General features: G+C 68.2%; 22 protein-coding genes. 9 read left to right on the forward strand and 13 right to left on the reverse strand.

The window, feature by feature from the left end:
* The 4 genes from AC3WQZ_RS19460 to psrA all read right to left on the reverse strand — a co-directional run.
* On the reverse strand, nucleotides 1–212 hold a 212-nt coding region (locus tag AC3WQZ_RS19460), incomplete at its 3' end, for an acetyl-coenzyme A synthetase N-terminal domain-containing protein (protein ID WP_492293764.1).
* Nucleotides 213–416: 204 nt separating this feature from the next.
* Nucleotides 417–1,862 carry a phosphonoacetaldehyde dehydrogenase gene (phnY, locus tag AC3WQZ_RS19465; RefSeq protein ID WP_439669798.1) on the reverse strand — a complete coding sequence of 482 codons (1,446 nt, stop codon included), beginning with the start codon at nucleotides 1,860–1,862 and terminating at the stop codon, nucleotides 417–419.
* 85 nt (nucleotides 1,863–1,947) lie between these two features.
* Complete coding sequence (locus AC3WQZ_RS19470) at nucleotides 1,948–3,252, reverse strand: MFS transporter (RefSeq protein WP_010813479.1); 1,305 nt, start codon at nucleotides 3,250–3,252, stop codon at nucleotides 1,948–1,950.
* 79 nt (nucleotides 3,253–3,331) lie between these two features.
* The gene (gene psrA, locus AC3WQZ_RS19475) at nucleotides 3,332–4,423 is read right to left on the reverse strand and encodes an iron-containing alcohol dehydrogenase PsrA (RefSeq protein WP_439669797.1); all 1,092 of its coding nucleotides are present in this window, start codon (nucleotides 4,421–4,423) and stop codon (nucleotides 3,332–3,334) included.
* A gap of 244 nt (nucleotides 4,424–4,667) precedes the next feature.
* On the opposite strand from psrA, the gene AC3WQZ_RS19480 reads away from it, so the two are divergent.
* Nucleotides 4,668–5,534: a LysR substrate-binding domain-containing protein gene (locus tag AC3WQZ_RS19480; RefSeq protein ID WP_010813481.1), complete on the forward strand. Its 867-nt coding sequence runs from the start codon at nucleotides 4,668–4,670 to the stop codon at nucleotides 5,532–5,534.
* 172 nt (nucleotides 5,535–5,706) lie between these two features.
* Here AC3WQZ_RS19480 and AC3WQZ_RS19485 read toward each other — a convergent pair whose 3' ends face one another.
* Both AC3WQZ_RS19485 and AC3WQZ_RS19490 read right to left on the reverse strand, forming a co-directional pair.
* A complete protein-coding gene (locus AC3WQZ_RS19485; RefSeq protein ID WP_010813482.1) occupies nucleotides 5,707–6,543 on the reverse strand; it encodes a DUF2182 domain-containing protein in 837 nt (278 codons plus the stop codon).
* 8 nt (nucleotides 6,544–6,551) lie between these two features.
* The gene (locus AC3WQZ_RS19490) at nucleotides 6,552–7,328 is read right to left on the reverse strand and encodes a DUF899 domain-containing protein (RefSeq protein ID WP_492301091.1); all 777 of its coding nucleotides are present in this window, start codon (nucleotides 7,326–7,328) and stop codon (nucleotides 6,552–6,554) included.
* A 98-nt stretch (nucleotides 7,329–7,426) separates the two neighbouring features.
* Here AC3WQZ_RS19490 and AC3WQZ_RS19495 point away from each other — a divergent pair, with 98 nt between their 5' ends.
* The 6 genes from AC3WQZ_RS19495 to AC3WQZ_RS19520 all read left to right on the forward strand — a co-directional run bounded on the left by AC3WQZ_RS19495 (nucleotide 7,427) and on the right by AC3WQZ_RS19520 (nucleotide 12,164).
* Entirely contained in the window at nucleotides 7,427–8,647 is a 1,221-nt protein-coding gene (locus tag AC3WQZ_RS19495) for a helix-turn-helix domain-containing protein (protein ID WP_492301092.1), read from the forward strand.
* 34 nt (nucleotides 8,648–8,681) lie between these two features.
* On the forward strand, nucleotides 8,682–9,350 hold the full coding sequence (locus AC3WQZ_RS19500; RefSeq protein WP_010813485.1) for a Vgb family protein: 669 nt from the start codon (nucleotides 8,682–8,684) through the stop codon (nucleotides 9,348–9,350).
* Nucleotides 9,351–9,459: 109 nt separating this feature from the next.
* Complete coding sequence (locus tag AC3WQZ_RS19505) at nucleotides 9,460–9,654, forward strand: lipoprotein (RefSeq protein WP_010813486.1); 195 nt, start codon at nucleotides 9,460–9,462, stop codon at nucleotides 9,652–9,654.
* Nucleotides 9,655–9,779: 125 nt separating this feature from the next.
* Complete coding sequence (locus AC3WQZ_RS19510; protein ID WP_010813487.1) at nucleotides 9,780–10,313, forward strand: hypothetical protein; 534 nt, start codon at nucleotides 9,780–9,782, stop codon at nucleotides 10,311–10,313.
* 110 nt (nucleotides 10,314–10,423) lie between these two features.
* A complete protein-coding gene (gene serA / locus AC3WQZ_RS19515) occupies nucleotides 10,424–11,641 on the forward strand; it encodes a phosphoglycerate dehydrogenase (RefSeq protein ID WP_011616822.1) in 1,218 nt (405 codons plus the stop codon).
* Between the two features lie 175 nt (nucleotides 11,642–11,816).
* Entirely contained in the window at nucleotides 11,817–12,164 is a 348-nt protein-coding gene (locus tag AC3WQZ_RS19520; protein ID WP_010813489.1) for a hypothetical protein, read from the forward strand.
* A gap of 65 nt (nucleotides 12,165–12,229) precedes the next feature.
* On the opposite strand, the gene AC3WQZ_RS19525 is transcribed toward AC3WQZ_RS19520, so the two are convergent.
* Nucleotides 12,230–13,234 carry a Bug family tripartite tricarboxylate transporter substrate binding protein gene (locus AC3WQZ_RS19525; RefSeq protein WP_010813490.1) on the reverse strand — a complete coding sequence of 335 codons (1,005 nt, stop codon included), beginning with the start codon at nucleotides 13,232–13,234 and terminating at the stop codon, nucleotides 12,230–12,232.
* Between the two features lie 332 nt (nucleotides 13,235–13,566).
* Here AC3WQZ_RS19525 and AC3WQZ_RS19530 point away from each other — a divergent pair, with 332 nt between their 5' ends.
* Complete coding sequence (locus AC3WQZ_RS19530; RefSeq protein ID WP_492301093.1) at nucleotides 13,567–16,272, forward strand: winged helix-turn-helix domain-containing protein; 2,706 nt, start codon at nucleotides 13,567–13,569, stop codon at nucleotides 16,270–16,272.
* A 40-nt stretch (nucleotides 16,273–16,312) separates the two neighbouring features.
* On the opposite strand, the gene AC3WQZ_RS19535 is transcribed toward AC3WQZ_RS19530, so the two are convergent.
* Nucleotides 16,313–17,269: an L-threonine 3-dehydrogenase gene (locus tag AC3WQZ_RS19535; RefSeq protein ID WP_010813492.1), complete on the reverse strand. Its 957-nt coding sequence runs from the start codon at nucleotides 17,267–17,269 to the stop codon at nucleotides 16,313–16,315.
* Entirely contained in the window at nucleotides 17,269–18,468 is a 1,200-nt protein-coding gene (gene kbl / locus AC3WQZ_RS19540; protein ID WP_010813493.1) for a glycine C-acetyltransferase, read from the reverse strand. Before kbl ends, AC3WQZ_RS19535 begins: the two co-directional genes overlap by 1 nt.
* A 104-nt stretch (nucleotides 18,469–18,572) precedes the next feature.
* Here kbl and AC3WQZ_RS19545 point away from each other — a divergent pair, with 104 nt between their 5' ends.
* Nucleotides 18,573–19,169, forward strand: coding sequence for a helix-turn-helix domain-containing protein (locus tag AC3WQZ_RS19545; protein ID WP_010813494.1), 597 nt, complete (start codon nucleotides 18,573–18,575; stop codon nucleotides 19,167–19,169).
* 35 nt (nucleotides 19,170–19,204) lie between these two features.
* Here the strand turns inward: AC3WQZ_RS19545 and AC3WQZ_RS19550 are convergent, their stop codons facing one another.
* Genes AC3WQZ_RS19550 through AC3WQZ_RS19565 form a run of 4 tightly spaced genes read right to left on the reverse strand, consistent with a single transcriptional unit; the run spans nucleotide 19,205 to nucleotide 24,271 of the window.
* The gene (locus AC3WQZ_RS19550; RefSeq protein ID WP_058698600.1) at nucleotides 19,205–20,374 is read right to left on the reverse strand and encodes a xanthine dehydrogenase family Fe-S subunit; all 1,170 of its coding nucleotides are present in this window, start codon (nucleotides 20,372–20,374) and stop codon (nucleotides 19,205–19,207) included.
* A gap of 9 nt (nucleotides 20,375–20,383) precedes the next feature.
* Complete coding sequence (locus AC3WQZ_RS19555; protein WP_010813496.1) at nucleotides 20,384–21,211, reverse strand: FAD binding domain-containing protein; 828 nt, start codon at nucleotides 21,209–21,211, stop codon at nucleotides 20,384–20,386.
* A 3-nt stretch (nucleotides 21,212–21,214) separates the two neighbouring features.
* On the reverse strand, nucleotides 21,215–23,611 hold the full coding sequence (locus AC3WQZ_RS19560; RefSeq protein ID WP_439672540.1) for a xanthine dehydrogenase family protein molybdopterin-binding subunit: 2,397 nt from the start codon (nucleotides 23,609–23,611) through the stop codon (nucleotides 21,215–21,217).
* 33 nt (nucleotides 23,612–23,644) lie between these two features.
* Entirely contained in the window at nucleotides 23,645–24,271 is a 627-nt protein-coding gene (locus tag AC3WQZ_RS19565; RefSeq protein WP_010813498.1) for an N-carbamoylsarcosine amidohydrolase, read from the reverse strand.
* Nucleotides 24,272–24,273: the final 2 nt, after the last annotated feature.

Consider the following 24,273-nt stretch of genomic DNA (forward strand, 5'->3'; position numbering starts at 1 on the left):
GGTGCGTTGCTTTGGTCCAGCACCTTGGTGAAGGGCTTGGTCCAGTGCAGCAGCTCGCGCGCGTGGCGCGCCCAGAAACCTTCATAGTCACGCTCGGCTTCGTCGCACAGCGCCTGGTAGGCCTCCATGCCGGGGATCGCGGCCTTGGCGCTGGCGTGGCGGGATGGCGGGAACATCCGCCCTTCGTGCACAACGGATTGAATGCTTGTCATGAAAGCTCGGAAACAGGAATGCGGCGCAGGACAGCGCCGCCTGAAAACAAAGCAGCCGCCTGCTCAGGCGGCCAAATCCGGGGTGGTGGTGCCGGAGAACCCACCTGGCCCCGGCTACCGGAGACACCAGCAGAGACTACGCGCCGGGGCAGGCAGCGCAGGGACGAACTGCGCTGCCGCCCCCGGCGCACGGGCCACCGCCGCTTACCACGGCAGCGAATACGTCTTGGTATTGGTAAAGCTCTTCATCGCCTCCAGCACGCCTTCCTTGTAGCCCAGTCCGGAATCCTTGATGCCGCCGAACGGCGTCAGCTCCAGGCGATAGCCCGGCACCTCGCGCACATTGACGCTGCCGACCTTCAGCTCCCGCACGAAGCGCGTGATGTAGTCGAGCCGGTTGGTGCAGACCGACGACGACAGCCCGTACGCAGTGCCATTCGAGATGCGGATCGCATCTTCAATGTCCCTGAAGCGGATCACCGGCGACACCGGCCCGAAGGTCTCATGCCTGGCCACGGTCATTTCGGGATCGACATGATCGAGCACCGTCGGCGAGTACAGCGCACCGCGGCGGATATTGCCGTAGCGCAGCGTGGCCCCGGCGGCAATCGCTTCATTGACCACCGCCTCGAACTGGATCGCCGCGGCTTCGTCGATGACCGTGCCCATGTCCACCTTCGGGTCCATGGGGTCGCCATAGTTGAGCGCTTCGGTCTTCGCCACCAGCAGGTCGACAAAGCGGTCCGCCACCGACTCATGCACCAGCATGCGCTTGATCGCCGTGCAGCGCTGCCCGGAGTTCTTGTACGAGCCGCTGGCGGCCAGCGTGGCGGCCTCTTCCAGGTCGGCGTCTTCCATCACGATGATCGGGTCATTGCCGCCCAGCTCCAGCACCTGGCGCTTGTAGGTGGCCGTGGCGGCGATGTACTTGCCGATCGGCACGCCGCCGGTGAAGGTCACCAGGTCCACGTCCGGGTGCGTCAGCATCTCGTCGGCGATCTCGCGCGGGTCGCCGGTGATGACCGACAGCATCTGCGGCGGCAGCCCGGCCTCATACAGGATATCGGCCAGCAGGTAGGCCGCCAGCGGCGTCTTCTCGCTGGGCTTGAGCACCATGCGGTTGTTGGTGGCCACCGCCGGCGCCACCTTGTGGATCACCTGGTTCAACGGGTGGTTGAACGGCGTGATCGCGGTGATCACGCCCAGCAGCGGCTCGCGCAGCGTATAGACCTTGCGGCTCTTGCCGTGGTGGGTCAGGTCGCACGAGAACACCTGGCCGTCGTCGACCAGCGCCTGGTTGGCGGCAAACAGCAGCACGTCGGAGGCGCGGCCCACCTCGTACAGCGAATCCTTGCGGCACAGGCCGGATTCCAGCGTGATGGTGCGCGAGATCTCGTCCAGGCGCGAGGCGATGATCTCGCCGGCGCGCATCAGGATCTTGTAGCGTTCATAGCGCGTCAGCGTGGGCTGGTAGTCGCGCGCGATGCGGTAGGCGCGGCGCACGTCGTCGAGCGTGGCCTTCGGCACGGTGGCGATGACTTCGCCGGTGTACGGATAGGTCACCTCGATCACGTCTTCGCGGTAGATCTTCTCGCCGGCGATGCGCAGCGCTTCGTGGCGGATTTCGGCAATGGCTTGCAATGCGGTCATGAGCTTGCCCTCTCGGGTCTTGAGCAGTGTGTGGAAGGAGATGCAGCCGTCGCGGGCGGGCCGGCAAGGCGCCGGCCCGGCGCGCTCAGCGGCGGATGAAGGCCGCGATCACGGCGCTGATGATGCAGCTGGTTGCCACGATCGGGAACACCAGCGAGGTATTGCCGGACTGGTCCAGGATGCGGCCGATCAGGGGTTCGCCCAGGCCTGCGAGCAGGTACGAGAAGAAGTTCAGGATACCGGTGGCGGTGCCGGCCCGCTTGGCGCCGACCAGGTCCGGGCACAGCGCCCAGAAGGACGAGGCGGGGCCGTACACGAAGAAGCCGGCAAGGAACAGCGCGACGATCGCGCCCATGCCCGTGGGCAGCTGGTACATGATCATCGAGGCAATCGCACCCAGCACCATGTAGAGCATGATGGCCTTGCTGCGGCTGGAGCCGAACAGGCGGTCGGAAATCCAGCCGTTGGACAGCGCGCCGAAGGCCATGCCCACCGGCAGCGCCACCGAGATCCAGGCCGGGTCGATCAGGGTCTCGGCGCTCTTCCAGTTCTTGCCCAGGAAGTGGACCGGCACCCAGACGATCAGGCCATAGCGCGCGGCATTCTGGAAACCGATCGACAGGCCCGCGATCAGAAGCCGCGGGTTGCGCAGCACGGCCTTGTAGCGCGACCAGGAGCTTTCGCCGGCATCGGTCTCGACTGCGGTGGCCTTCTCCGCACCCTCGGCCTTGGCAACGCCGGTATCGGGCGACTTGAAGCCAAGGTCTTCCGGCCGCTCGCGCACGATCAGGAAGAAGGTGATGCCGCCCACCAGCATCAGCAGCACCGGCAGGCGGAAGATCCAGCGCCAGTCCAGGTGCAGGATATTCACGACCACGATCGAGGTGACGAACGACAGCACCGAGGCGCAGCCGGCCGCGAACACGTAGAAGCCGTAGACTTTGCCGCGCTCTTCGGCGCCCCACCAGTTCGACAGCAGCCGGCTGCCGGGCGCCCAGCCAAGGGCCTGGAAGTAGCCGTTGATGCCCCAGGGAATCGCCAGGCTCTTGAAGCCGACGGCGAAGCTGACCACCCAGTTGGCCGCGCACGACAGGATCGCGCCGGCGGTCATCACGCGGCGGCCGCCGAACTTGTCACCCAGGTTGCCGTTGATGGCCTGCCCGATGGCGTAGCACCACAGCAGGCAGGTGGAGGCCCAGCCCAGCGCTTCCTTGGAAAACCCGAATTCCTGCTGGATGCCGGGAATGGCGAAGCCAAAGGTCTGCCGCCCCGTGTAGAAGAAGAAGTAGCAGAACATCGCGGCCAGCAGCATGCGCCACTGGGCGCGCCGGAACGAATGCTCGGCCGGAGCGACGAACGCCCCTGCCTGGATGCGATCGGCAGTTTCCATTTTTGTCTCCTCTTGTATTGTCGGCCCGTATTGCGGGCTCGTGTTGGCCGGCTGCACCCGTCGGCCGGGGGTCGTGCCACTAGGCCGGCACAGCGCCGATGAAGTTCTTGCCCCGGGCGCCGTCCAGCGCACGCGCGATCATGGCGCCGGCCTCGTCGTCGGAGACGCCGTAGTCGGCAAACTCGGTCTTCACGCCCAGGTCCTGCAGGAAGGCGCGCAGCCGCTGCTGCCCGTCGCCCAGCACCGGCCCGAACAGCCGCTGCAGCGTGCGGTCGCGGTCGGGCCGGCGTGCCCACGCCTTTTCAAGCACCATCGGCAGCGTGAACGAGCACGCGATGCCATGCGGCAGGCCATGGCGCAGCGTCATTTCGTAGGAGATGGAGTGCGCAAGTGCCGTCTTGGTATTGGAGAACGCCAGTCCGGCCTTGAGGGCGGCCAGCGCCATGCGCTCACGCAGGCCAATGTCGTCCAGGTTGCGCACCAGTTCCGGCAAGGTGTCGAAGATGTCCTCCACCGCCGAAATCGCGAAGGTGTCAGAAACCGGGTTGGCGTTGACGTTCCAGATCGATTCCAGCGCGTGGGACAGGGCATCGAGCCCGGTGGAGATCGTGGTGCCCCGCGGCACCGACATCATCAGCTCCGCATCCACGATGGCCGCTTCGGGCCAGGTTGCCTGCAGATGAAGCGAGTACTTCTTCTGGTTCGCGGCGTCCCAGATGGTGGCCCAGGGCGTCACTTCGCTGCCGGTGCCGGCAGTCGTCGGCACCGCGATCAGCGGCTTGACCTGCGCCGGCGTGAACGCCTTGCCGGTCGCCAGCAGGCTGATCAGCGAATCGAACCGGCCCGACCTGGTCCCTACCATCAACGCCTTGGCGGTATCGATCGCGCTGCCGCCACCGACCGCAACGATGGCGTCGCAGGCGTCGGCGTCTTCCCAGAAGCGGTTGTACAGGCCGGACAACTGGGCGACATCCGGGTTCGGCTGCACGTCTTCGATCAGCCCGGCAAGGTCTGCGCCCAGCAGGGCTTCAAGCCGCGCCACCAGTCCCAGCGCACGCGCTTCGGGAAAGGTCACGACGACGACGCGCCGGCCGTGCAGCAGGGCCGGGAGCCGGTCAAGGCTGCCAGCCCCGCAATGGATCGACACGGGGTTGTGGTAGGCATGGTTCATGGGGTCTCCTCACTTCTTTTCTGGGTAGCCTGGGCGGCGGCTTGAGCCGCGTTTCCTGGTGGCTGAAGTTTGGGAGACGCCAAACCCCCGGTCCAATCGCATCTTTGACGGCGAGGTGCGCCAAAACCGATGGATCGCCGGCACGCTGCCGGCCTCGGGGAAACCCTGTACGCAACGGCACGCGTCTGTGGGAGACTCGCCGCACACGCCGCGCAGAACGGCGGCCAGCTCCCATCGAGACCCCATGTTCCACCAGTACTACAAGTCGATCCGCTGCTTCCATGCGGTCGCCCGGACGGGCGGCTTTACTGCCGCGGCGCAATACCTGCATATCGGGCAGCCGACCGTGACCGACCAGGTCAAGGCGCTGGAGACGCGCTTCGGCGTGGAGCTGTTCCTGCGCGCAGGCCGCACCGTGCGCCTGACCGACACCGGCGAGCGGCTCTACGCCATCACCCAGGGCTTGTTCGGGCAGGAAGCAGAGGCCATGCAGTTCCTGCAGAGCGCGCACAAGCTCAAGACCGGGCTGGTGCGCGTGGGCGCGGTGTCACCGCCGATCGCGCTGGGGCTGGCGCGTAGTTTCCGTTCCACCCATGCTTCGCTGGAACTGACGGTCACCATCGGCTCGGAAGCCTCGGTGCTGCGCGGCCTGCAGGATTTCGATATCGACGTCGGCATCCTGGCCGAGCCCGATCCGGTCGATGGCCTGCATATCGCGCCGTATCGGAGAGAGCGCATCGTTGCCGTGATGCCGGCCGGCCATCCGCTGGCCGCGCGCGCTTCGATCACGGTGCAGGAGGTCGCCGGCGAAGCCGTGATCCTGCGCGAGCCGGGCTCGAAGACCCGGCTCCGGGTTGAACGCGCGTGCGCACAGCATGGCGTGGCGCTGAACTGCGTGATGGAGATCAACAGCCGCGAGGCCATCCTGCATGCAGTGGCCAATGGCATGGGCATCAGCTTCGTCACGCAGATCGAATGCATCCCGCTGCCGGGCCTGCAGGTGGTGCCGGTCGACGAGCCGCTGCTGTCGATCGATTATTCGCTGTGCTGCCTGGAGGTGCGCAAGGAGCGGCCGCTGATTGCGGCGCTGTTCGCGGTCGCGCTGGGCTAGTGTCCTGTTCCGCGGATAGCTTGCCAACGTGAAATCGTCCAGTTGGTCGTCAGGCTAGGCGCGAGGAGGCGCCATAGCCGTAGCTATGGCAACGACGAGCAGCGACGCATGGCGGCCAACTGGGCGATTTCATGGCAAGGTATCTGCGGAACAGGACACTAGTACCCCGCCGTCATCCGCCCCAACCTGCCTGCACAAGCGTAGCCACGCCCACGCCGACCAGGACGGCCCCGGTAAGCCGTACCGCAAGCCTGGCCACGCGCGCACCTGCCGGCATCCATCGTTCGAGCGTCATCGCCAACATCACCGCTGCCATCACGCGCAGGTCCATCACGCCCATGACGAGCAATGCCGCGGTCAGGCCCGCACAGCACCGGGTGCAGTGCAGGCCCAGCCGCAGGCCATGGCGCCACGCCAAGCCGGCATCCGCCGGCAGTGCGCGCGTGCGGCCCGCTGCGTTGGTGCAGCAGGCAAGCTGCCGTGCTTTCCACGGGGTGAACTGCAGCACGCCTGCCATCACCAAGACCACCGCCGTGGCGAGCGGAACCGCGCGCGCCAGGCCCTGCGCCTGCACGGCTATCGCCGCCAGCGCAGCGCCAACCGGGAAAACGGCGAGGCCCACCATGCCCCACACGAAGAAGTAGCCGGCGCCCGCCAATACCGTCGACATGCCCGGGCGCACCTGCCCTGCCGTCGCCAGGGCCTGGCGGTAGCGCCACAGCATCGGTGCCAGTGAGGGCAGCATCATCGGCACCATCATGGCGATCCACATGCCGAGGAAGGCCATTGCCGTGCGGGCCCAGGTCTGGCCGCACATCCGCATCCACGCCATCGACATGGTCCAGCCGCCGGGCATCGGCATCGCGCTCATCGCCGGCATGGATGCATGCCAGGCGAGTGTCGCCGCCCCGCCGGCGATGAATAGCACGGCCACGATGCCAAAGAAGGCAAGGCGCGGGCCGGCGCCGCGTGAGCGCGCCAGCCTGTGCGTGGTGAGTACGATGGACATGGAATGCCTCAGCCCTGCTCGTATTCATCGTGCCGGCGCCACCAGACCCCGGCCTCGTTGCGTCCGCGCGGTGCGCGATCCAGCCACTGGTACATGCCCCACAGGCCATCCAGCCCGCGCGCATAGGTGGAATAGGTGTGGTACACAACGCCATCTTCCAGCGCGAAGGCGCTCATGCCCGGCCGGTCGCGCTGGTACGTTGCGGCATCGGTGCCGCACATGGCAGCAAACTGGGCCTCGGCCGCTGCGCCGCCGGCCTTCAGTTCAGGTCGCCAGGCGAATGCCGCCTCGCGCCGGTAGTTGTAGTCGATATCGCCCTGGCGTTGTTGCGCTTCGCTGAACCAGACGTTGAAGTCCGTGTTGAAGTCGCTGCCCTGCGACGATGCCCACGGGAAGGTCCAGCCCATGCGCCGCTGGTACGCCTGCAATTTCGCCAACGGTGCCCGCGACACCGCGGCCAGCGTGACGTCGTGATGCGCCAGGTGGACGGCAAAGCCGTCAAACCCGTCCGCAATCGCGGAGCAGGACGGGCACCCTGCCTGGTAGTCCGGGCCGAACATGAAGTGGTAGACCAGCAGTTGCGAACGTCCCTGGAACAAGTCTGCCAGCGAGGCGCTGCCCGCCGCGGTCTCGAACCGGTAGGGCTTGTCGATTCGAACCCACGGCAAGGCCTGGCGCTGCCGTGCCAGTTCATCGCTGCGTCGGGTGAGATCCTTCTCGGCCTCGAGCAGTTCACGCCGCGCGGCCAGCCATGCTTCACGGGTTCCGGTGCTGTGTGTGGTCATCGTGCATCCCTCCGTTGGTTGGTGTTCGTGTGCTAGATTAGGCGCCGGCTTCCAGCGGTGGGAGTGACAAGTGTGGCGGGATTTCTGGCGGGATTCGGATGGACTCACGCATTGCCGCCGCGGCGCTCGCGCTTGCCGCGGGTGATCCGCTTGGCGCGCTGAACCGGGTTGCCCTGCGCGACGATCCGCCGGCGCTGGCGTTGCGCGGCATCGCCATGGCGCAACTGGGCGACTTTATCCGCGCCCGGGCACTGTTGCGCAGCGCGGCGCGCGCCTTCGGTCCGCGCGAAGCCGTAGCGCGCGCCAGGTGCTTGGTGGCCGAAACGGAAATCGCCTTTGCCTCGCGCGACCTGGGCTGGCCGGCAAAGACGCTGGACCGTGCGCGCGCCACCCTTGAAGCGCACGGCGACTGGGTCAACGCCGCCCATGCGCGGTATCTCGCGATCCGGCGGCTGCTGCTGATCGGCCGCATCGACGACGCCGAGCAGGCGCTTGCCGGGCTTGACCCCACTCCCTTCCCGCCCGCATTGCGCACAACCCATGCCCTGATCGTGGCGGGCATCGCGATGCGGCGCGTGCAGACCCGGCCGGCGCGCACCGCGCTGGCACAGGCCGCGCACGCGGCGCAGCGCGCCGGCATTCCATCCTTGCGCGCCGAGGTCGAAAGCGCGGCCCAGGCGCTGCACAGCCCCGCGGCACGCCGCATCGCGCGCGGCGAGGAACGGCCGCTGCTGCTTGAGGAAGTCGAAGCGCTGCTGGCATCGAAAGCGCTGGTCGTGGACGCGTGCCGCTATGCCGTGCGCTGCGCTGGCACCACGGTCCCGCTCGCCAGGCGGCCGGTGTTGTTCACGCTGGCGCGCGCGCTGGCCGAGGCCTGGCCCGCCGACGTGCCCCGGGACACGCTGATCGCGCACGCCTTCCGCACCAGGCACGCCGATGCATCGCACCGCGCGCGGCTGCGTGTCGAGATCGGGCGGCTGCGCGCGGTGCTTGGCGCATTTGCCGGCGTCACGGCAAGCGGGCGCGGCTTCGCGCTGGTGCCGCACCGCGCGCGCGAGGTGGTGGTGCTGGCGCGGCCGGTGGAAGAGAAGCACGCGGCAGTGCTCGCCTTGCTGGCCGATGGCGAGTCATGGTCCAGCTCCGCTCTCGCGCTGGCGCTGGGTGCCAGCCAGCGCTCGGTGCAGCGGGCACTGGAAACGCTGGCGGCAGCCGGCAAGATCCAGTCCCTTGGCCACGGGCGTGCGCGCCGCTGGATGACGCCGCCGGTGCCGGGATTCACGACGACCTTGTTACTCCCCTCGCCGCTGCCGGTTGACTAGCATGTAGCCATCCCCAAACCAAAAGGATGACAGCATGAAACGATCACAAGCCGAAGTGCTTCGCGAGTATGGTCCCTTCCCCGGCGTCGAGAACGTCCACGGTGTCAGCTATGACGGCCAGCGGGTCTGGTTTGCCAGCGGAGACAAGCTCAATGCCCTGGACCCGGTCACCGGCAGGACGCTGCGCTCGCTCGATGTCGCCGCCCATGCCGGTACTGCTTTCGACGGCCAGCACCTGTACCAGATTGCCGAGGACCGGATCCAGAAGATCGATCCGCAAAGCGGCCGCGTGCTGGCCACGATCCCCGCGCCGGGCGGCGGCGGCGACTCGGGGCTTGCCTGGGCCGAAGGCACGTTGTGGGTGGGCCAGTACCGGGAGCGGAAGATCCACCAGGTCGATCCGCAGACCGGTGCGATCCTGCGCACCATCACGTCCGACCGCTTTGTCACCGGCGTCACCTGGGTCGATGCCGAGCTCTGGCACGGCACCTGGGAAGGTGACCAGAGCGAGCTGCGGCACATCGACCCGCAATCGGGCGCGGTGCTGGAATCGGTCACCATGCCGGCCGGCGCGAGCGTGTCGGGGCTGGAGTCCGATGGCGGCGACCAGTTCTTCTGCGGCGGCGGCAACAGCGGCAAGATCCGTGCGGTGCGCCGGCCCCGGCCAGCCGGGAAGCGCCCCGCCGGCGGCGCGGGCAAGTAGCCGGCATTCACCCTGAGCGGACCCGTTTTCACTATTCCTTACAGACAAAGGCGCTGCCACCATCTATTCTCCTGTCGCAAACGGAATCCCCCACAACAAGGAGAATGCGATGAAATCCGCTCTGGCCCTTCTGGTCGCCTGCAGCGCACTGCTGGGTGGCTGCGTGGTAGCCCCTTATGACACCTACGGCAGCGGCCCCCAAGGCTGCCCGCCGGGGCAGGCAAAGAAGGGCAACTGCCGCGTCGACCCGTACGGCAACGAGTCCTTCTGCCCGCCGGGACAAGCCAAGAAAGGCCGCTGCTGAGCCAGCGCCCGGCGCCGCACTGACCGGCCGGCCCCGCCTGCCCCCGGCACCAGCCGGTGTTGCACGGGCCGGCCTGGCGGACGGAGAATGGCCGGATGCGGGCATCTCGTCCGCAGGAGAGCGCCATGCAATCACGTACGCCATCCCGGTGTATCGGCGAACTGTGCGTCGCCGCTGTCGTGCTCGGCTCGCTCGGAGCCTGTGCGACCTTGCAGCCGGAACAGACCGGCAAGCAAATGATCGGCAGCCCGGAAAGTGCCGTACGCAGTACATTCGGATCCCCCACCGAGACCTACCGCCTCGCCGACGGCACCAGCCGCTGGATCTGGTCGCGCCAGCCCCTTGGCCATCAGGTCTATGCCGCCGATTTCGACGCCGGCGGCAAGCTCACCAACTATCGCCAGATGCTGACCGAGACGGAGATCTACCGCGCCCAGGTCGGGACCTGGACCAAGAAGGACGTGCAGGAGCACTTTGGCCTGCCGCGCGAGCCCATCCAGTACTACCCCCTGATGAAGCGTGAAGCCTGGTCCTGGCGCATGTACAAGGATGGCTTGCAGACCGCGCATTTCAGCTGCTACTTCGATGATGCCGGCGTGCTGCGCCAGACCATGATCATCGTCGACCCGCTCGGCGGCGACGCGCGCCACTCGCGCTGAAGCGACGCCAGCGAGGCAGCCGGTGCCATTGCCGGCAGCAGGGACTCCCCGGTCCACGGGCTCTTTTGCGCGCAGAATGGTGGCGATGCGGCAAGCGCCGCCAACCCTCCATGCGGAAAACAAACGTGACCACTGCGATCCTGCTCGAGAACATCCACCAGAGCGCCAATGCCCGGCTGGCTGAAGCCGGCCTGCAGGTCGAGCGCCGCACCGGCGCCCTGGCCGGTGCCGAACTGCGCCAGGTGCTGGCCAGCCACGACGTGGTCGGCATCCGCTCTGCCACCCACCTGCGCGCCGACGACATCCGCAGCGCGCCCGAGCTGCTCTCGATTGGCTGCTTCTGCATCGGCACCTCGCAGGTGGACCTGGAAGCCGCCACCACGGCCGGGATCCCGGTGTTCAACGCGCCCTTCTCCAACACCCGCTCGGTGGCCGAGCTGGTGGTGTCGGAAGCGGTGATGCTGCTGCGCCGGATTCCGGAGAAGAACACCCTGGCACACGCCGGCAAGTGGGCCAAGGGCGCCGCCGGCGCGTTCGAGGCGCGCGGCAAGACCATCGCCATCGTCGGCTACGGCAATATCGGCTCGCAGGTGGGCGTGCTGGCCGAATCGATGGGCATGCGCGTGGTCTACTACGACGTGCTGGCGCGGCTCTCGCACGGTTCCGCGCGCGCCGCGGGATCGCTGGAAGAGGCGGTGTCGCAGGCCGAAGTGGTGACCCTGCATGTGCCAGCCACGCCGCGCACGCGCAATATGATCGATGCGCGCATCCTGGCCGCCTGCAAGCCGGGCGCGATCCTGATCAATGCCTCGCGCGGCAGCGTGGTGGACATCGCCGCGCTGGCCGCGGCGCTGCGCGAGAAGCGCCTGGGCGGCGCCGCCATCGACGTGTTCCCGGAGGAGCCGAAGACCAACAACGATCCTTTCGTCAGCGAACTGCAGAACATGCCCAACGTACTGCTGACCCCGCACGTGGGCGGCAGCACCGAAGAGGCGCAGGAGAATATCGGCACCGAAGTGGCGGCCAAGCTGGCGCACTTCCTGGCCACCGGCGGCACCATCGGCGCCGTCAACTTCCCCGAGGTCGATCCCGGCCCGCTGCACGCGCCGGCGCGGCTGCTCAATGTGCACGGCAACGCGCCGGGCGCCCTGGCGGCACTGAACACGCTGCTGGCGCAGGAAGGCGTGAATATCACCGGCCAGCACCTGCAGACGCGCGGCCACACCGGCTATGTGGTCACCGACCTCGACCGCGTGCCGTCAGACCAGCTGATGCAGGCGCTGCGCACCCATGCAGGCTTTGCCCGCTCGCGGCTGATCCTGCGATAGGGCAGCGGCCGTCCCCAGGCTCAATTGTCACAGAAGTGTCATAACTCTTAAGAATGTTCTGAAACCGTCGCTATGATGAATATGGCCCACGCGCGGATCCGTGGGCCTGCACTGTGCCGGTTCTCAGAGGCGCCCTGTCTCGGCGCCACGCTGACAATAAGAGAGAGGGGTAGTCATGAAAACGGTCGAACTCAGCAGGAAGGCCGCCGGCGTTGCCGGCCGGCTGGTCGCAGTGGGCGTTCTGGCAGCCGCGGGTATCGGCACCGCTGCCGCGCATACCGGCACCATTACGTTCCTTGGGGGAATCTCGTACCCGTCCTGCGGCTTCCGTCCGTCCGCCGGACAGTTGCAGGCGAGCTGCCAGCAGCCGTCGGGGCAGATCGTCTCGGCGCCGTTGCCGTTGTCGCCTGCCCGGATGACCGGGCAAGCCCGCATCGGCGTGGCAAGGCTGGACGTCGAGCCCGCCCGTGCCGGGCAACGCGGCACGCCGGACACGTACGTGGTGGTAGTGACCTACCAGTAAACGCGCGGCAGGCAGGCGCCCGCACCAGCCGGCCCTGCCTGCCGCCATGCCCTGCCGGGGCCGCGTCAGTCCAGGCGGATATTGGACGCCCGGATCGCTTCAGCCCAGTAGGTCTGCTCCACCTTCACGACATCGGCAAACGCCGCGGGCGAGCTTCCCTTGACGATGATGCCGAGATCGACCAGCCGTGTGTGCAGCTCGGGGTTGGCCAGCACGCGGTTGACGTCGGCGGACACCTTGTCGACCACGGCGCGCGGCGTCGCCGCCGGCGCGAACAGGCCCAGCCAGCCCTGGCGCTCCAGCCCGGGCACGCCCGCCTCCTGGAAGGTCGGCACCTCCGGCAGCAGCGGCGAGCGCGACTGCCCGGCCACGGCGACCACCTTGAGCTTGCCGGCGCGCGCATGCGTGCGCGCGGTGACCGCGGCCACGATGCCGGCGGGCAGTTGTCCGCCAAGCAGGTCGTTGACCAGCGGGCCCTCGCCCTTGTAGGGCACGTGGGTCAGTTCAACCCTGGCGTTGCGGCCGAAGACCTCCATCTGCAGATGCCCGCTGGAACCCAGCCCGTAGCTGCCATACGGCAGCGGCTTGCCCAGCTTGCGGATGTAGTCGATCAGTTGCTTCACGTTGGCCGCCGGCACGTCGGGCTGCACCACCAGCGCCAGGTTGGAGGTCGCCAGCTCAGAGATCGGCGCGAAGTCACGCACTGCGTTGTAGTTTGCCTTGCTGTACAGCAGCGGCGCCTGGACCAGGCCGGTCAGCGCGAACAACAGCGTATAGCCGTCCGGCTCTGCCTTGGCCACCATGTCCGCGCCGATCATGCCGCCGGCACCCGGCCGGTTGTCCACCACCACGGCCTTGCCCCATGCCTTGGCCAGGCCGTCCGCGACCATGCGCGCGACCACGTCGCCGGTCCCGCCCGCGGCGTATGGCATCACGACGCGCACCGTGCGTGCCGGGAAATCCACCCCCGCACCACCCTGCGCGCGCGCACCCAGCCCAACCCCTGCCAGCGCCGCACCCGCGACGCCCAGACCCATTTGCTGCAGAACCCTGCGCCTGCCTTGCTGCATACCTTGTCTCCTGTGTCTCGTCTCCGGCAGCCGGCCTCTTGCCGTGCCGGCATCCCGCCGTGTCATACCCGGCCAGCCTCTGCGGGCTGCTGCCGGAAGCGCGTGCGGGTCAATGTAGGAGGCTCGGGCACCGCTGTCGTCCATCGAAGGGAGGAAATTCGGCAAGCCGGCAGAATCGTCCAAACGAACTAGGACGCAACCCTCAGGGCCGTGGAACAATCGCCCGGACCTGATGCCCTCCCGCCAAAATATTCCCGATACAGCACTTATGATCTTGTCTGCCACAGGCGGGCCAGGGTGGCGGTGACGGGCATCGCCCCCAGGAGAGTGCATTGCATCCCTTTGCCAACCACGCCGTGAGCGGCGGCCCGCTGCCGACGGTGCTCGCCTCCAAGCTCGCGCCCCCCGTGGCGCACCCCGCCACGATCGGCCGGCCGCACCTGGTCGCGCGCATGGCGCAGGACCGCGCTGCGCGCGTGATCCTGGTGCGGGCCGCGGCCGGCTTTGGCAAGACCACGCTGATGCAGCAATACGCGGAGCATTGCGCAGCGCAGCAGCAAGCCACGGTGTGGCTGCGCCTGGATGCGGGCGACAATGACCTGCAACGGCTGCTGGTCCACCTGGACGCCGGCCTGGACGCGCTGCGCGGCGGCAAGCGGCGCGGCGCGGCAGCGCCGGAGCCGGCCAGCGGACCGCGCCTGGCGCAGCGCATCCTGGGGCTGGTGGGCGCCACGGCGCAGCCGTTCGCGATCATGCTGGATGATTTCGAGACCTTGCAGAGCCTGCCGGCGCTGGACCTGGTGCAGCAGCTGATCGAGGCGATGCCGCCCTGCGGCATACTGGTGATCGGCTCGCGCACCGCGCCGGAAATCGGCCTGGGCCGGCTGCGCGCGCGCGGGCAGTTGCTGGAGATCCCGCCCGCCGCCCTGCATTTTTCCGTCGACGAGGCCGCGCAGCTGCTGCGCAGCCGCTGCGGCCTGCCGCTGCGCGACAGCGACATCGCCACGCTGCATCGCCGCACCGAAGGCTGGGCCACCGCGATATACCTGGCCGCGCTGTCGCTGCAACAGTGCAGCGACCACGCCGCCTTCGTCGCGGTGTTTTCCGGCACTCACCTGGAGCTGGGCGAATTCCTCGCCGAGGACATCCTGGCGCGGCAGTCCGACGCGTGCCGCGCCTTCCTGCTGGAAACCAGCGTGCTGGGGCAGCTGAGCGCGCCGCTATGCGACGCCCTCACCGGCCGCGCCGACGCGCGCGCGATGCTGGATCACCTCGAACGCGCCAACCTGCTGCTGTTCCCGCTCGATGCCGAACGCACGTGGTACCGCTACCATCGGCTCTTTGCCAGCTTCCTGCAGCACCGGCTGGCCGTGCAGGCGCCGGAGCGGGTCGCGCCGCTGCACCTGGCCGCCGCGCACTGGTACCTGGAGCACGGCTACCCGATCCCCGCAGTGGACCACCTGCTGCAGGCGGGCCGTCATGACGAGGCGCTCAGCGCCATTGCCAGCCAGTCCGACTCGCTGCTGGGCACGGGCCGGGTGCGCCTGCTGTTGCGCTGGTTCGAGCAGATCCATCCCGCAACGCTGGCGCGGCAACCGGCGCTGGCGCTGACGCGCGCGTGGGTGCTGCTGCTCAATCGGCGCCACGCCGAAGCCATGGCCGCACTGGCGTCATTCCAGCCCGAACTTGAGCAACCCGGCGACGACAGCCAGCGTGCGCGCCTGGGGGTGGAAGCACAGACCATCCACTGCGTGCTGCTGGCCATGACCGACCAGGTCGAGGCCTGCCGCGATGCCGCCGGCGCGCACCTGCGCCGCCTGGCGCCCGACGAGCCCTTCCAGTACCGCATCCTGGCCAATTCGCTGGCCTACGCGCTGATCTGCACGCACCGCTACGACGAAGCGCGCAGCGTGCTGTCGCGGGCGACGCTGCGCGCGCAGCAGCCCCAGCCGGTACGCAGCCTCAGCGACACGCTGGAGGGCGTGATCGACCTGGTGCAGGGGCGCCTGGGCAACGCGCTGGCGCGCCTGCGCGCCGCGTCCGGCGACAGCCCGGGCAGCGACGTGTTCTGGGCACTGGCGCTGTATGAGCACGATGCGCTGGAAGAGGCCGGGCGCCTGCTGGCCAATGCGCTGCCCTACAGCAAGGGCAACGGCCCGCCCGATTCGCTGATCGCCTGTCACGTGCTGAGCGCGCGGCTTGCGCTGGCGCGCGGCGACCGCGGCCAGTGGCTGCAGCGCCTGGCTGAACTGGAGCAACTGGGACAGCAGTCCGGCACCGCGCGCATCGTGTGCTCGGCCTGGCTGGAGCGGGCCCGCGTCGCCACGCTGGAAGGCAAGCTGGAAACCGCATCGCAGGCGTTGCAGGCGGCCGACCTGTACGGCGGCTGGGAAGCGCTGGACGCCACCGGCCATGCCAACGACATCGACCGGCCTTCCATCGCGCGCTGCCGGCTCGACATAGCGCGCGGCAATATCGCGCCGGCGCTGTCCGCGCTGGATGCCGCCATCGACGCCGCACTGGCACGCCAGCGCTACTGGCGCCTGATCCGGCTGCGCGTCCTGCGCGCCACCGCGCTCGACGGCATGCAGCAGCGCGATGCCGCCCTGCAGGAAATGACCGAAGCCCTGCGCCTGGCCAGCCATGAAGGCTTCCTGCGCTCCTTCCTGGAAGAAGGCGAACGCGTTGCCGTGCTGCTGCGGGCCTGGGCAGGTGTCCATCTGGCACAGGCAGCAGCGCTTGGCGTGGCCGAGCCCTTTGTCGCGAGCCTGCTCGAGCGGCGTACCGACGCAGGCTCGACCAAGCCGGCCGCAGAACCGCCGGCGGAACCGGCGCACCAGCCCGACCCGCTGACCGGGCGCGAACTGGAAGTGCTGCGCATGCTGTCCGCGGGTTACCGCAATCGGGTGATCGCGCAGAAGCTGTTCCTGTCCGAGCTGACCGTCAAGTCGCACCTGCGCCGCATCCATGCCAAGCTGGGCGCGCAAAGCCGTACGGAAGCGGTGGCTCTGGGGCGCGCGCGCGGCCTGATCCCGTGAGCCACTGCGCGCACGCGCTTCCCATTGGGGCCATAGCGCTTCAGCCCGCCAGCGTGGCCTTCAGGTTGGCAAGCATGTCCGCGACCATCTCCTTCAGTCCATACTGGGCCTTCCACCCCCAGTCCGCGCGCGCGACCGAATCATCGATCGAATCCGGCCAGCCCTGCGCAATCGCCTGGCGATAGTCGGGTTCATAGCGGATCTGGAAGCCCGGCACCTGCTCGCGGATGGCCGCGGCGATCTGCGCGGGCGTGAAGCTCATGCCGGCGATGTTGTAGCTGCCGCGCTCGCTCAGCTTGTCCGCCGGGGCTTCCATCAGTTCGATGGTGGCGCGGATCGCATCGGGCATATACATCATCGGCAGGGCTTCGTCTTCCTTCAGGAAGCAGGTGTAGGGCTCGCCCGTCACCGCCGCATGGAAGATGTCGACCGCATAGTCGGTGGTGCCGCCGCCGGGTGGCGTCTTGTGCGAGATCAGGCCCGGATAGCGCACGCTGCGCACATCCACGCCGTGGTTGGCGTGATACCAGCGGCACCAACCCTCGCCCGCCTGCTTGGAGATGCCGTAGACCGTGGTGGGCTCCATCACGGTCTTCTGCGGTGTCTGTCCGGCAGGCGTGGTCGGGCCGAAGGCTGCAATCGAGCTTGGCCAGAACACCCGCTCCAGCCCGGTCTGCCGCGCCAGCTCCAGCACATTGAGCAGGCTGGTCATATTGAGGTTCCAGGCCCACTGTGGCGCCTTTTCGCCGGTGGCGGACAGCGCGGCGGCCAGCAGGTAGACCTGGGTGATGCCATGGCGCTCGACCACGGTGGCCAGCTCGCCGCGGTCGGTGGCGTTGAGCATCTCGTGCGTCAGGTGCACATGGCGGCCGGTGGGCACCACGTCGGAGGTGATCACGTTGGTGCGCCCGTAGCGCTCGGCCAGCGCCAGTGCCAGTTCAGACCCGATCTGGCCGTTGGCGCCGACAATCAGGATCTTCGGTTTGCCAGCTTCCATCAGATCAGCCCCAGTTCACGGCCAGCCTGGCCGAAGGCATCCAGCGCCGCCTGCAGCGCGGCCTCGTCATGCAGCGCGCTCATCTGCACGCGGATGCGCGCCTGGCCCTTGGGTACCACCGGGTAGAAGAAGCCGACCACGTACACGCCCAGCTCCAGCAGGCGCTGCGCCAGTTGCTGCGCCTTGTCGGCGTCGTAGACCATGATCGGGATGATCGGGTGGTCGCCCGCCTTGACGTCGAAGCCCAACCGGTCCAGTCCCGCGCGGAAGAACCTGGTATTGCCCTCCAGCCGGTCGCGCAGCTCGGTGCTGGCTTCCAGGATATCGAGCACCGCGATCGACGCGCCCACGATGGCCGGCGCCACGGTGTTGGAGAACAAATACGGCCGCGAACGCTGGCGCAGCAGTGCCACCACTTCCTTGCGCGCGCTGGTGAAGCCGCCGGAGGCGCCACCCAGCGCCTTGCCCAGCGTGCCGGTAATGATGTCGATCTTGCCGAACACGCCGCGCGCCTCATGCGTGCCGCGCCCGCGCTGGCCCATGAAACCGGTGGCATGGCATTCATCTATGCCCAGCAGCGCGCCGTACTCGTCGCAGATCGCGCGCATCTCGTCGAGCCGCGCCACGGTGCCGTCCATCGAGAACACGCCGTCGGAAAACACCAGCGTGTAGCGCGCGCCGTCGGCCCGCGCCTGCTCCAGTTGCACGCGCAGGTCGTCCATGTCGTTGTGCTGGTAGCGGTAGCGGCGCGCCTTGGACAGGCGGATGCCGTCGATGATCGAGGCATGGTTGAGCGCATCGCTGATGACCGCGTCTTCCGCGCCCAGCAGCGTTTCGAACAAACCGCCATTGGCATCGAAGGCCGAGCCATAGAGGATGGTGTCCTCGGTGCCGAGGAAGGCCGACAGCCGCGCCTCCAGCGTCTTGTGCAGGTCTTGCGTGCCGCAGATAAAGCGCACCGAGCTCAGCCCGAAGCCATGCGTGCGCAGCGCTTCATGCGCGGCCTCGATCACCTGCGGGTGCGACGACAAGCCAAGGTAGTTGTTGGCGCACAGGTTGATGACCTCGCGGCCGTCGGTGGTGCGCACCCGCGCACCCTGCGGCGTGGCGATCACGCGCTCGTTCTTGAACAGCCCCGCCGCGCGGATGCTTTCGAGTTCGGTACGGATGGATGCATAGAATGCCTCGGCATTCGACATGGCTTGGCTCCCGTTGGTGTGCGAGGAATATGCTAGGATTCGATCGATAAATCGAACACGTTCTGTATATCGAACATTTTGCGCAATATAACGAACATTAATCCATGACGCAAGCCCTCGCCCAGACCCCGCAGGCCGATGGCCCGCCCGCCGTCGGCATGGCGCTGCAGGCGCTGCGCCAGCAGCAACGGCTGTCGCTCGATGAACTGTCGCGCCGTGCCGGGGTTTCCAAGTCGATGCTGTCGCAGATCGAACGCAACCTGGCCAACCCCACCGTGGCGGTGCTGTGGCGCCTGGCCAATGCGCTTGGGGTGAACCTGACGGACTTCCTCGCCGGAGGCGCCGCTGAGCGCCCCGCCGGCGGCATCACCGTGGTCCAGCCGCACGCGATCCCGTCGCTGAAAAGCCCTGATACCCGCTGCGACCTGCGCATCCTGGGCCCGATCGACCTGGCCGGGCGCTTCGAGTGGTATGAGCTGACCATCCAGGCCGGCGGCGTGCTGGCCTCCGAGCCACACGAGGCCGGCACCCAGGAACACCTGTCTGTGCTGAGCGGATCGATGACAGTGCGCGCGGGTGCCGATGAAAAGAAGCTGAGGCACGGCGAGACCGCGCGCTATGCGGCCGATGTCGCACATGCGATCTCCAATGGCGGCAAGACCACTGCCACCGCACTACTGGTTGTAGTGCATCCGGGCTGACGCGGGCAAGGGTTGCGACAGCCCGGAGGGCGGGTTCAGCGGGCGCCGAACCACCGTTTGACCCGCTCCCACAGCACGCCGAAGAACATCGCCGCGGGATTGAGGCGTACCGCCTGGTTGCGTTCGGCATCGCTCAGCGTCGGGTCCATCCGGCGCGCCACCGACTTGCCGAAATCCGCAATCATGCGCCGCACGAAATCGCGCACCAGCCCCGACCGCGAGAACTGCGCCAGCGGCCCCTGCAGCGAATACTGCAGGTCGACCGCAACCTCGGTCTCGTGCGCGGCAAGCGCCTTCAGCTGGTAGGCGATGTCGCCCGCGGCCTTGGAATTGCTGAGCGAGTCCTGCCCCGCCCCCTTCAGCACGCCGCGCTTGTTCGCGTCGTCGCGCTGCAGGCGCGCGGCGCCTTCGAACCTGGCGGACATCGGGCCGAACTTGATGGCGATATGGCCCTTGACCTTCTCCCCCTCCATTTCAGTGAGCACCGCACCCGGCAGGCAGCCTGCCACGGCCGGCAGGTCGGCCATGAAGGCCCATACCGCGTCGAGCGCATAGGGGACGGTGAAGCCGCCTTCGATGCGCGACCAGCCCTTGCGGTCGGCTGACCGTTCCGCCTCGGCGCCGGTGCCCGCGGCCAGGTGAGGCAGCGTGCCGAGCGCTTCGTCCGCAACGGCAAAACCGGTGAACGGCGCTTCGGCCGGCGCCGCGCCCGCGGCGTGCCGCGCAATCACGCCGGCTGTCGCGCGGCGTGCGTCCAGCACCGAGCGGATGGCGGCGACGATTCCCATATAGCCGGTGCAGCGACACAGGTTGCCCGACAGCTCGTGACGGATGGTGGCGTCGTCGGCGTCGGGCAGGCGCAGCACGATGTCGCGCGCGGTCGCCAGCATGCCCGGCGTGCAGAAGCCGCACTGCAGCGCGTGGTGCTGGTTGAACGCCGCGCGCAGGCCGGCCATCACGGCATCGTCCTGGTAGCCTTCGACGGTGACGATGTCGGCGCCCTGGCAGGCAGCCGCGAAGGTGATGCACGAACGCACCGGCTTGTCGTCGAGCAGCACGGTGCAGGCGCCGCACACGCCGTGCTCGCAGCCGAGGTGGGTGCCGGTCAGCCGGTGCGTGTCGCGCAGGAAGTCGCCCAGGTGCGTCCGGTCCGCGCACGCGCCGGAAACCCGGCGGCCGTTGACATTGAATTCGATGGTCTGCACGGGCGCTCCTCAGTTCAGCATTTGCGTGACGCAGCGCATCACGACGGTACGGTAAAGCTTGCGGTCGATGGCGTCCTTGCCGGGCGCGGCCTGCGCCACCGCTTCGTCCACGGCACCGGCGGTGAGCGCCGCGGCGCCTTGCGCGGCGACCGCGCGCGTGAGGCCGGGCAGCACCACCGGCGGTCCGTCCAGCGCGCCGAGCACGATGCGTGCGAAGCGGCGGCTGGCATCGAAGTACGCGGCGCAGCTGGCTTCGGCAAACTCGCCGGTCTTGCGGCACAGCTTCTGGTAGCCCCAGCGGCTGTGCGCGGTGGCGTGCGGCACGCGCACGGCGGCGATCAGCTCGCCATCGGCCAGCACCGTGGTGTAGGCGCCGATCATGAAGGCTTCCATGGGCACCTCGCGCGTGCCGGTGCCTGATGCAATCTCGATGCGCGCACCCAGCGCGGTCATCACCACGACCCAGTCCGCGGCCGGGTCCGCATGGGCCAGGCTGCCGCCAACGGTGCCGCGGTTGCGGATCGCGCGGTAGGCAATGCCGCCCGCCACGGCCTGCAGCATGGTGCCCTGCAGCGGCGCGAACACGCCGTCCTCGATCTGCGCATGGGTCACGCAGGCGCCGATGCGGATGCCATCGGGGGTGGACGCGACTTGCCGCAGTTCGGCCAGCCCCGACACATCGACCACCGTGTCGGGACGGGTCAGCCGCAGGTTCAGCATCGGGCCGAGCGACTGGCCTCCGCCCATGGTCTTGGCCACGTCGGTGCCCGCGCCAAGGCGGGCCAGCGCGTCCGGCAGCGAGCCGGGCGCATGATAGGAAAAAGCGACGGCTTTCATCGGTCAGGCTGCCTTCTTGCTCTGTGCGCCGGCCACTGCCGCATCCAGCGCTTCAAGGATCTTTCTCGGGGTCAGCGGCGTCTCCTGAAGTTCGACGCCGAAGCCGCGCAAGGCGTCGTTCACCGCGTTGAAGATCGCCGCCGGCGGTGCGATGGCACCGCCCTCGCCCATGCCCTTGGCGCCGAATTCCGTATGCGGCGACGGCGTCTCGAAATGATGGATGCGGATCGACGGAATCTCGGTCGGCCCGGGCAGCATGTAGTCCGCCAGCGTGGAAGCCAGCGGCTGCCCGTTGCCGTCATAGCGCATCTCTTCGAACATCGCGGTGCCGATGCCCTGCGCCACGCCGCCATAGGTCTGGCCCTCGACCACCATCGGATTGATCATGGTGCCGCAGTCCTCCACCACCACGTAGTCCAGGATCTCGACATGGCCGGAATCGGTGTCGACTTCCACCGCGACCGCATGCGTGGCGTAGGTGAAGCTGCCGGTGTCGACCGCGGGCTTGAAGCCCATGGTGACCTCCAGCCCTTGCGCATCCACATCGGGCGGCAGCAGGTGGGGATTGATGTACCAGGCGTCGGCAATACGGCCGATGTCGATGGCGTCGGCATCGCCCGCACGAACCGCGCCGGCTGCAAACGTTACCGCCTCCACCCGCTGCCCCAGCATATGCGCGCCAATCTTCTGCAGCCGCGGCAGCAGCGCCTTGCACGCCCGCGACACCGCGCCGCCCGACATCACCAGCGAGCGCGAGGCATAGGTACCGGTGGAGAACGGCGTGAGTCCGGTATCGCCGTGCACCAGCTTGATCCGTCCGATGTCGATGCCCAGGATCTCGTGGGCAATCTGCGCGAAGGTAGTCTCCATGCCCTGCCCGTGCGAGTGCACGCCGACGCGCACCTCCAGCCCGCCGTCCGGCGTGATGCGCACCGTCGCCGAGTCGAAGCCGGGGATCACCGGCGTGCCCCAGGCCGCGAACACGGAAGTGCCGTGCGCCGACTGCTCGGTGTAGGTGCCAAAGCCCACGCCGACATAGCGGCTGCCCTGCGGACCCGCCTGCTGCCGCGCGCGGATCGCGGGCAGGTCGATCATCTCCATCGCCTGGCGCACGCTGGCCGGGTAGTCGCCGCCGTCGAAGTGCTTGTTGGTCACGTTGACGTAAGGCATGGCCTGCGGCGGCACCAGGTTTTCAACGCGCACTTCCCAGGGCTCGCGTCCCACCTCGCGCGCGATCGCGTCGATCATCAGCTCCATGGCGAAACAGACGCCGGTCCGGGCCACACCGCGATACGGCACGAAACCCGGCTTGTTGGTGGCCACGCAGGTAGTCTCGCAGCGGTATCCGTCGAAGGCATAGGGACCGGGCAGGTTGCCGATCGCCTGCCCCGGCTCCAGCCCGATGGTGAATGGCCAGACCGAATAGGCACCGCCGTCGATGGCGATGTTCGCGTCCAGCGCCAGCAGGCGGCCGCGCTTGTCGGCATAGGCGGTAAGCTCGTAGTGATGCTCGCGCGAGTTGGCGCCGGCGGTCAGGTGCTCGCGCCGATCCTCGATAAAGCGGAACGGCCGCTTGTAGGTCAGCGCCAGCCAGGCGATACAGAGCTCTTCCTGCTGCAGCACGCATTTGTAGCCAAAGGCGCCGCCAACGTCCGGCGAGATCACGCGCACGCGCGCCTGGTCCAGGTCCAGGCAATGGCTCAGGATGGTCCGGATCATATGCGGCACCTGGGTGGCGCTGTACACCACCAGCTGGTCGAACTGGTGGTCCCAGTAGGCCAGCACCGCCTTGCCCTCCATCGGCACCATGCACTGGCGCGCCAGGTTGACCTTGCGGTGAACGACGACGGAGGCCTCGCGCTGGCGCGCCTCGAAGTTCTTGTCGAGATTCAGCGTCAGGAAGGTGTTATCGCGCCAGTGTTCGTGCACGCGCACCTCGCCAGCGAGCTGGCGGGCCTGCGCCACGTCGGTCAGCGCGGGCAGCTCGTCGAACTCGGCCACCACCTGCTCGGCGATGTCCTCGGCTTCGGCGCGCGTGGGGGCAAAGGCCATGGCAACGGGCTCGCCGACAAAGCGCACCTTGCCGCTGGCCAGCGGCGCCTGAGCCGACGGCTGGTAGGACGGGAACGCCGAATCCGCGACGATGTCCCGCGCCGCCGCCATGTCCTCGCGCACGATCACCGCTTGCGCGTGGCGCGCGGGCTTGGTCACGGACAACAGCCTGGCATGCGCCACGGGGCTGCGCAGGAAGGCCACCTCCTGCAGGTCCGGCATGGCGATGTCCGCGACAAAGCGGCCCTTGCCGTGCAGGTGCCTGGCGTCTTCCTTGCGCGCCACCCGGGCTCCCACACCCTGGCCGCGCCCTCCTTCCGAATGATCCGGTTCCATCGACGATGTCATTGTTTTATCCGTCCCGATGATTCATGCAAGCGCTCATTCGCGCACCCCGATGGCCGCCAGCCCTTCCGCGCGCGTGGTGACCGTCGCATATTTCTGCTCCATGTCGAACAGGTTGGCCTGGTGCGGTCCAAGCGCGCGGTCGCCGACGCAATCCGACAGCACCAGCGGCCGCAAGCCGTACTGCATGGCGTCCACCACGCTGGCGCGCACGCAGCCGCTGGTCACCGCGCCGGCCACCACCAGCGTGCGCACGCCGCGCTGCGTCAGCCAGGCGGCCAGCGACGTACCGAAGAACGCCGACGGCACGGTCTTGCGCACCACCAGCTCGCCCACCCGCGGCGCCAGTTCTTCGACGATGGCGCTGTTGCGTTCGCGCTCCTTCAGCGACAGCATGTTCGGCACCTTCATGGAAAAGATGTTGTGGTCCGAACCATCGTCCGCAAAGACGATGCGGCTGTGCGCAATCGCCCAGCCTTCGCGCCGTGCCACGGCCAGCAGCGGCACGGTGTTGGCGATGGCCTCGCGGATATTGCCGCCGCCGAACACCTCCGGGTCGGCAAAGCCGTTGACGAAATCGACCACCAGCAGCCCGAACGGGCCCGCCAGTTCCAGGTCGTTGCCGAAGCCCTGGCGCTGGTACGCGCCGATCTCCTTGTGCATGG

It is taken from the genome of Cupriavidus sp. FW305-26, from assembly GCF_058787975.1.

Excerpts from the sequence above, each read along its gene's own strand:
- AC3WQZ_RS19535 (WP_010813492.1), bottom strand. The coding sequence starts at position 17,269 with ATGGAAGCTGGCAAACCGAAGATCCTGATTGTCGGCGCCAACGGCCAG.
- AC3WQZ_RS19510 (WP_010813487.1), top strand. The coding sequence starts at position 9,780 with ATGCAATCACGTACGCCATCCCGGTGTATCGGCGAACTGTGCGTCGCC.
- AC3WQZ_RS19520 (WP_010813489.1), top strand. The coding sequence starts at position 11,817 with ATGAAAACGGTCGAACTCAGCAGGAAGGCCGCCGGCGTTGCCGGCCGG.
- phnY (WP_439669798.1), bottom strand. The coding sequence starts at position 1,862 with ATGACCGCATTGCAAGCCATTGCCGAAATCCGCCACGAAGCGCTGCGC.
- AC3WQZ_RS19495 (WP_492301092.1), top strand. The coding sequence starts at position 7,427 with ATGGACTCACGCATTGCCGCCGCGGCGCTCGCGCTTGCCGCGGGTGAT.
- AC3WQZ_RS19490 (WP_492301091.1), bottom strand. The coding sequence starts at position 7,328 with ATGACCACACACAGCACCGGAACCCGTGAAGCATGGCTGGCCGCGCGG.
- serA (WP_011616822.1), top strand. The coding sequence starts at position 10,424 with ATGCGGAAAACAAACGTGACCACTGCGATCCTGCTCGAGAACATCCAC.
- kbl (WP_010813493.1), bottom strand. The coding sequence starts at position 18,468 with ATGTCGAATGCCGAGGCATTCTATGCATCCATCCGTACCGAACTCGAA.
- AC3WQZ_RS19500 (WP_010813485.1), top strand. The coding sequence starts at position 8,682 with ATGAAACGATCACAAGCCGAAGTGCTTCGCGAGTATGGTCCCTTCCCC.
- AC3WQZ_RS19555 (WP_010813496.1), bottom strand. The coding sequence starts at position 21,211 with ATGAAAGCCGTCGCTTTTTCCTATCATGCGCCCGGCTCGCTGCCGGAC.
- AC3WQZ_RS19480 (WP_010813481.1), top strand. The coding sequence starts at position 4,668 with ATGTTCCACCAGTACTACAAGTCGATCCGCTGCTTCCATGCGGTCGCC.
- AC3WQZ_RS19545 (WP_010813494.1), top strand. The coding sequence starts at position 18,573 with ATGACGCAAGCCCTCGCCCAGACCCCGCAGGCCGATGGCCCGCCCGCC.
- psrA (WP_439669797.1), bottom strand. The coding sequence starts at position 4,423 with ATGAACCATGCCTACCACAACCCCGTGTCGATCCATTGCGGGGCTGGC.
- AC3WQZ_RS19505 (WP_010813486.1), top strand. The coding sequence starts at position 9,460 with ATGAAATCCGCTCTGGCCCTTCTGGTCGCCTGCAGCGCACTGCTGGGT.
- AC3WQZ_RS19470 (WP_010813479.1), bottom strand. The coding sequence starts at position 3,252 with ATGGAAACTGCCGATCGCATCCAGGCAGGGGCGTTCGTCGCTCCGGCC.
- AC3WQZ_RS19565 (WP_010813498.1), bottom strand. The coding sequence starts at position 24,271 with ATGCACAAGGAGATCGGCGCGTACCAGCGCCAGGGCTTCGGCAACGAC.
- AC3WQZ_RS19525 (WP_010813490.1), bottom strand. The coding sequence starts at position 13,234 with ATGCAGCAAGGCAGGCGCAGGGTTCTGCAGCAAATGGGTCTGGGCGTC.
- AC3WQZ_RS19485 (WP_010813482.1), bottom strand. The coding sequence starts at position 6,543 with ATGTCCATCGTACTCACCACGCACAGGCTGGCGCGCTCACGCGGCGCC.
- AC3WQZ_RS19560 (WP_439672540.1), bottom strand. The coding sequence starts at position 23,611 with ATGACATCGTCGATGGAACCGGATCATTCGGAAGGAGGGCGCGGCCAG.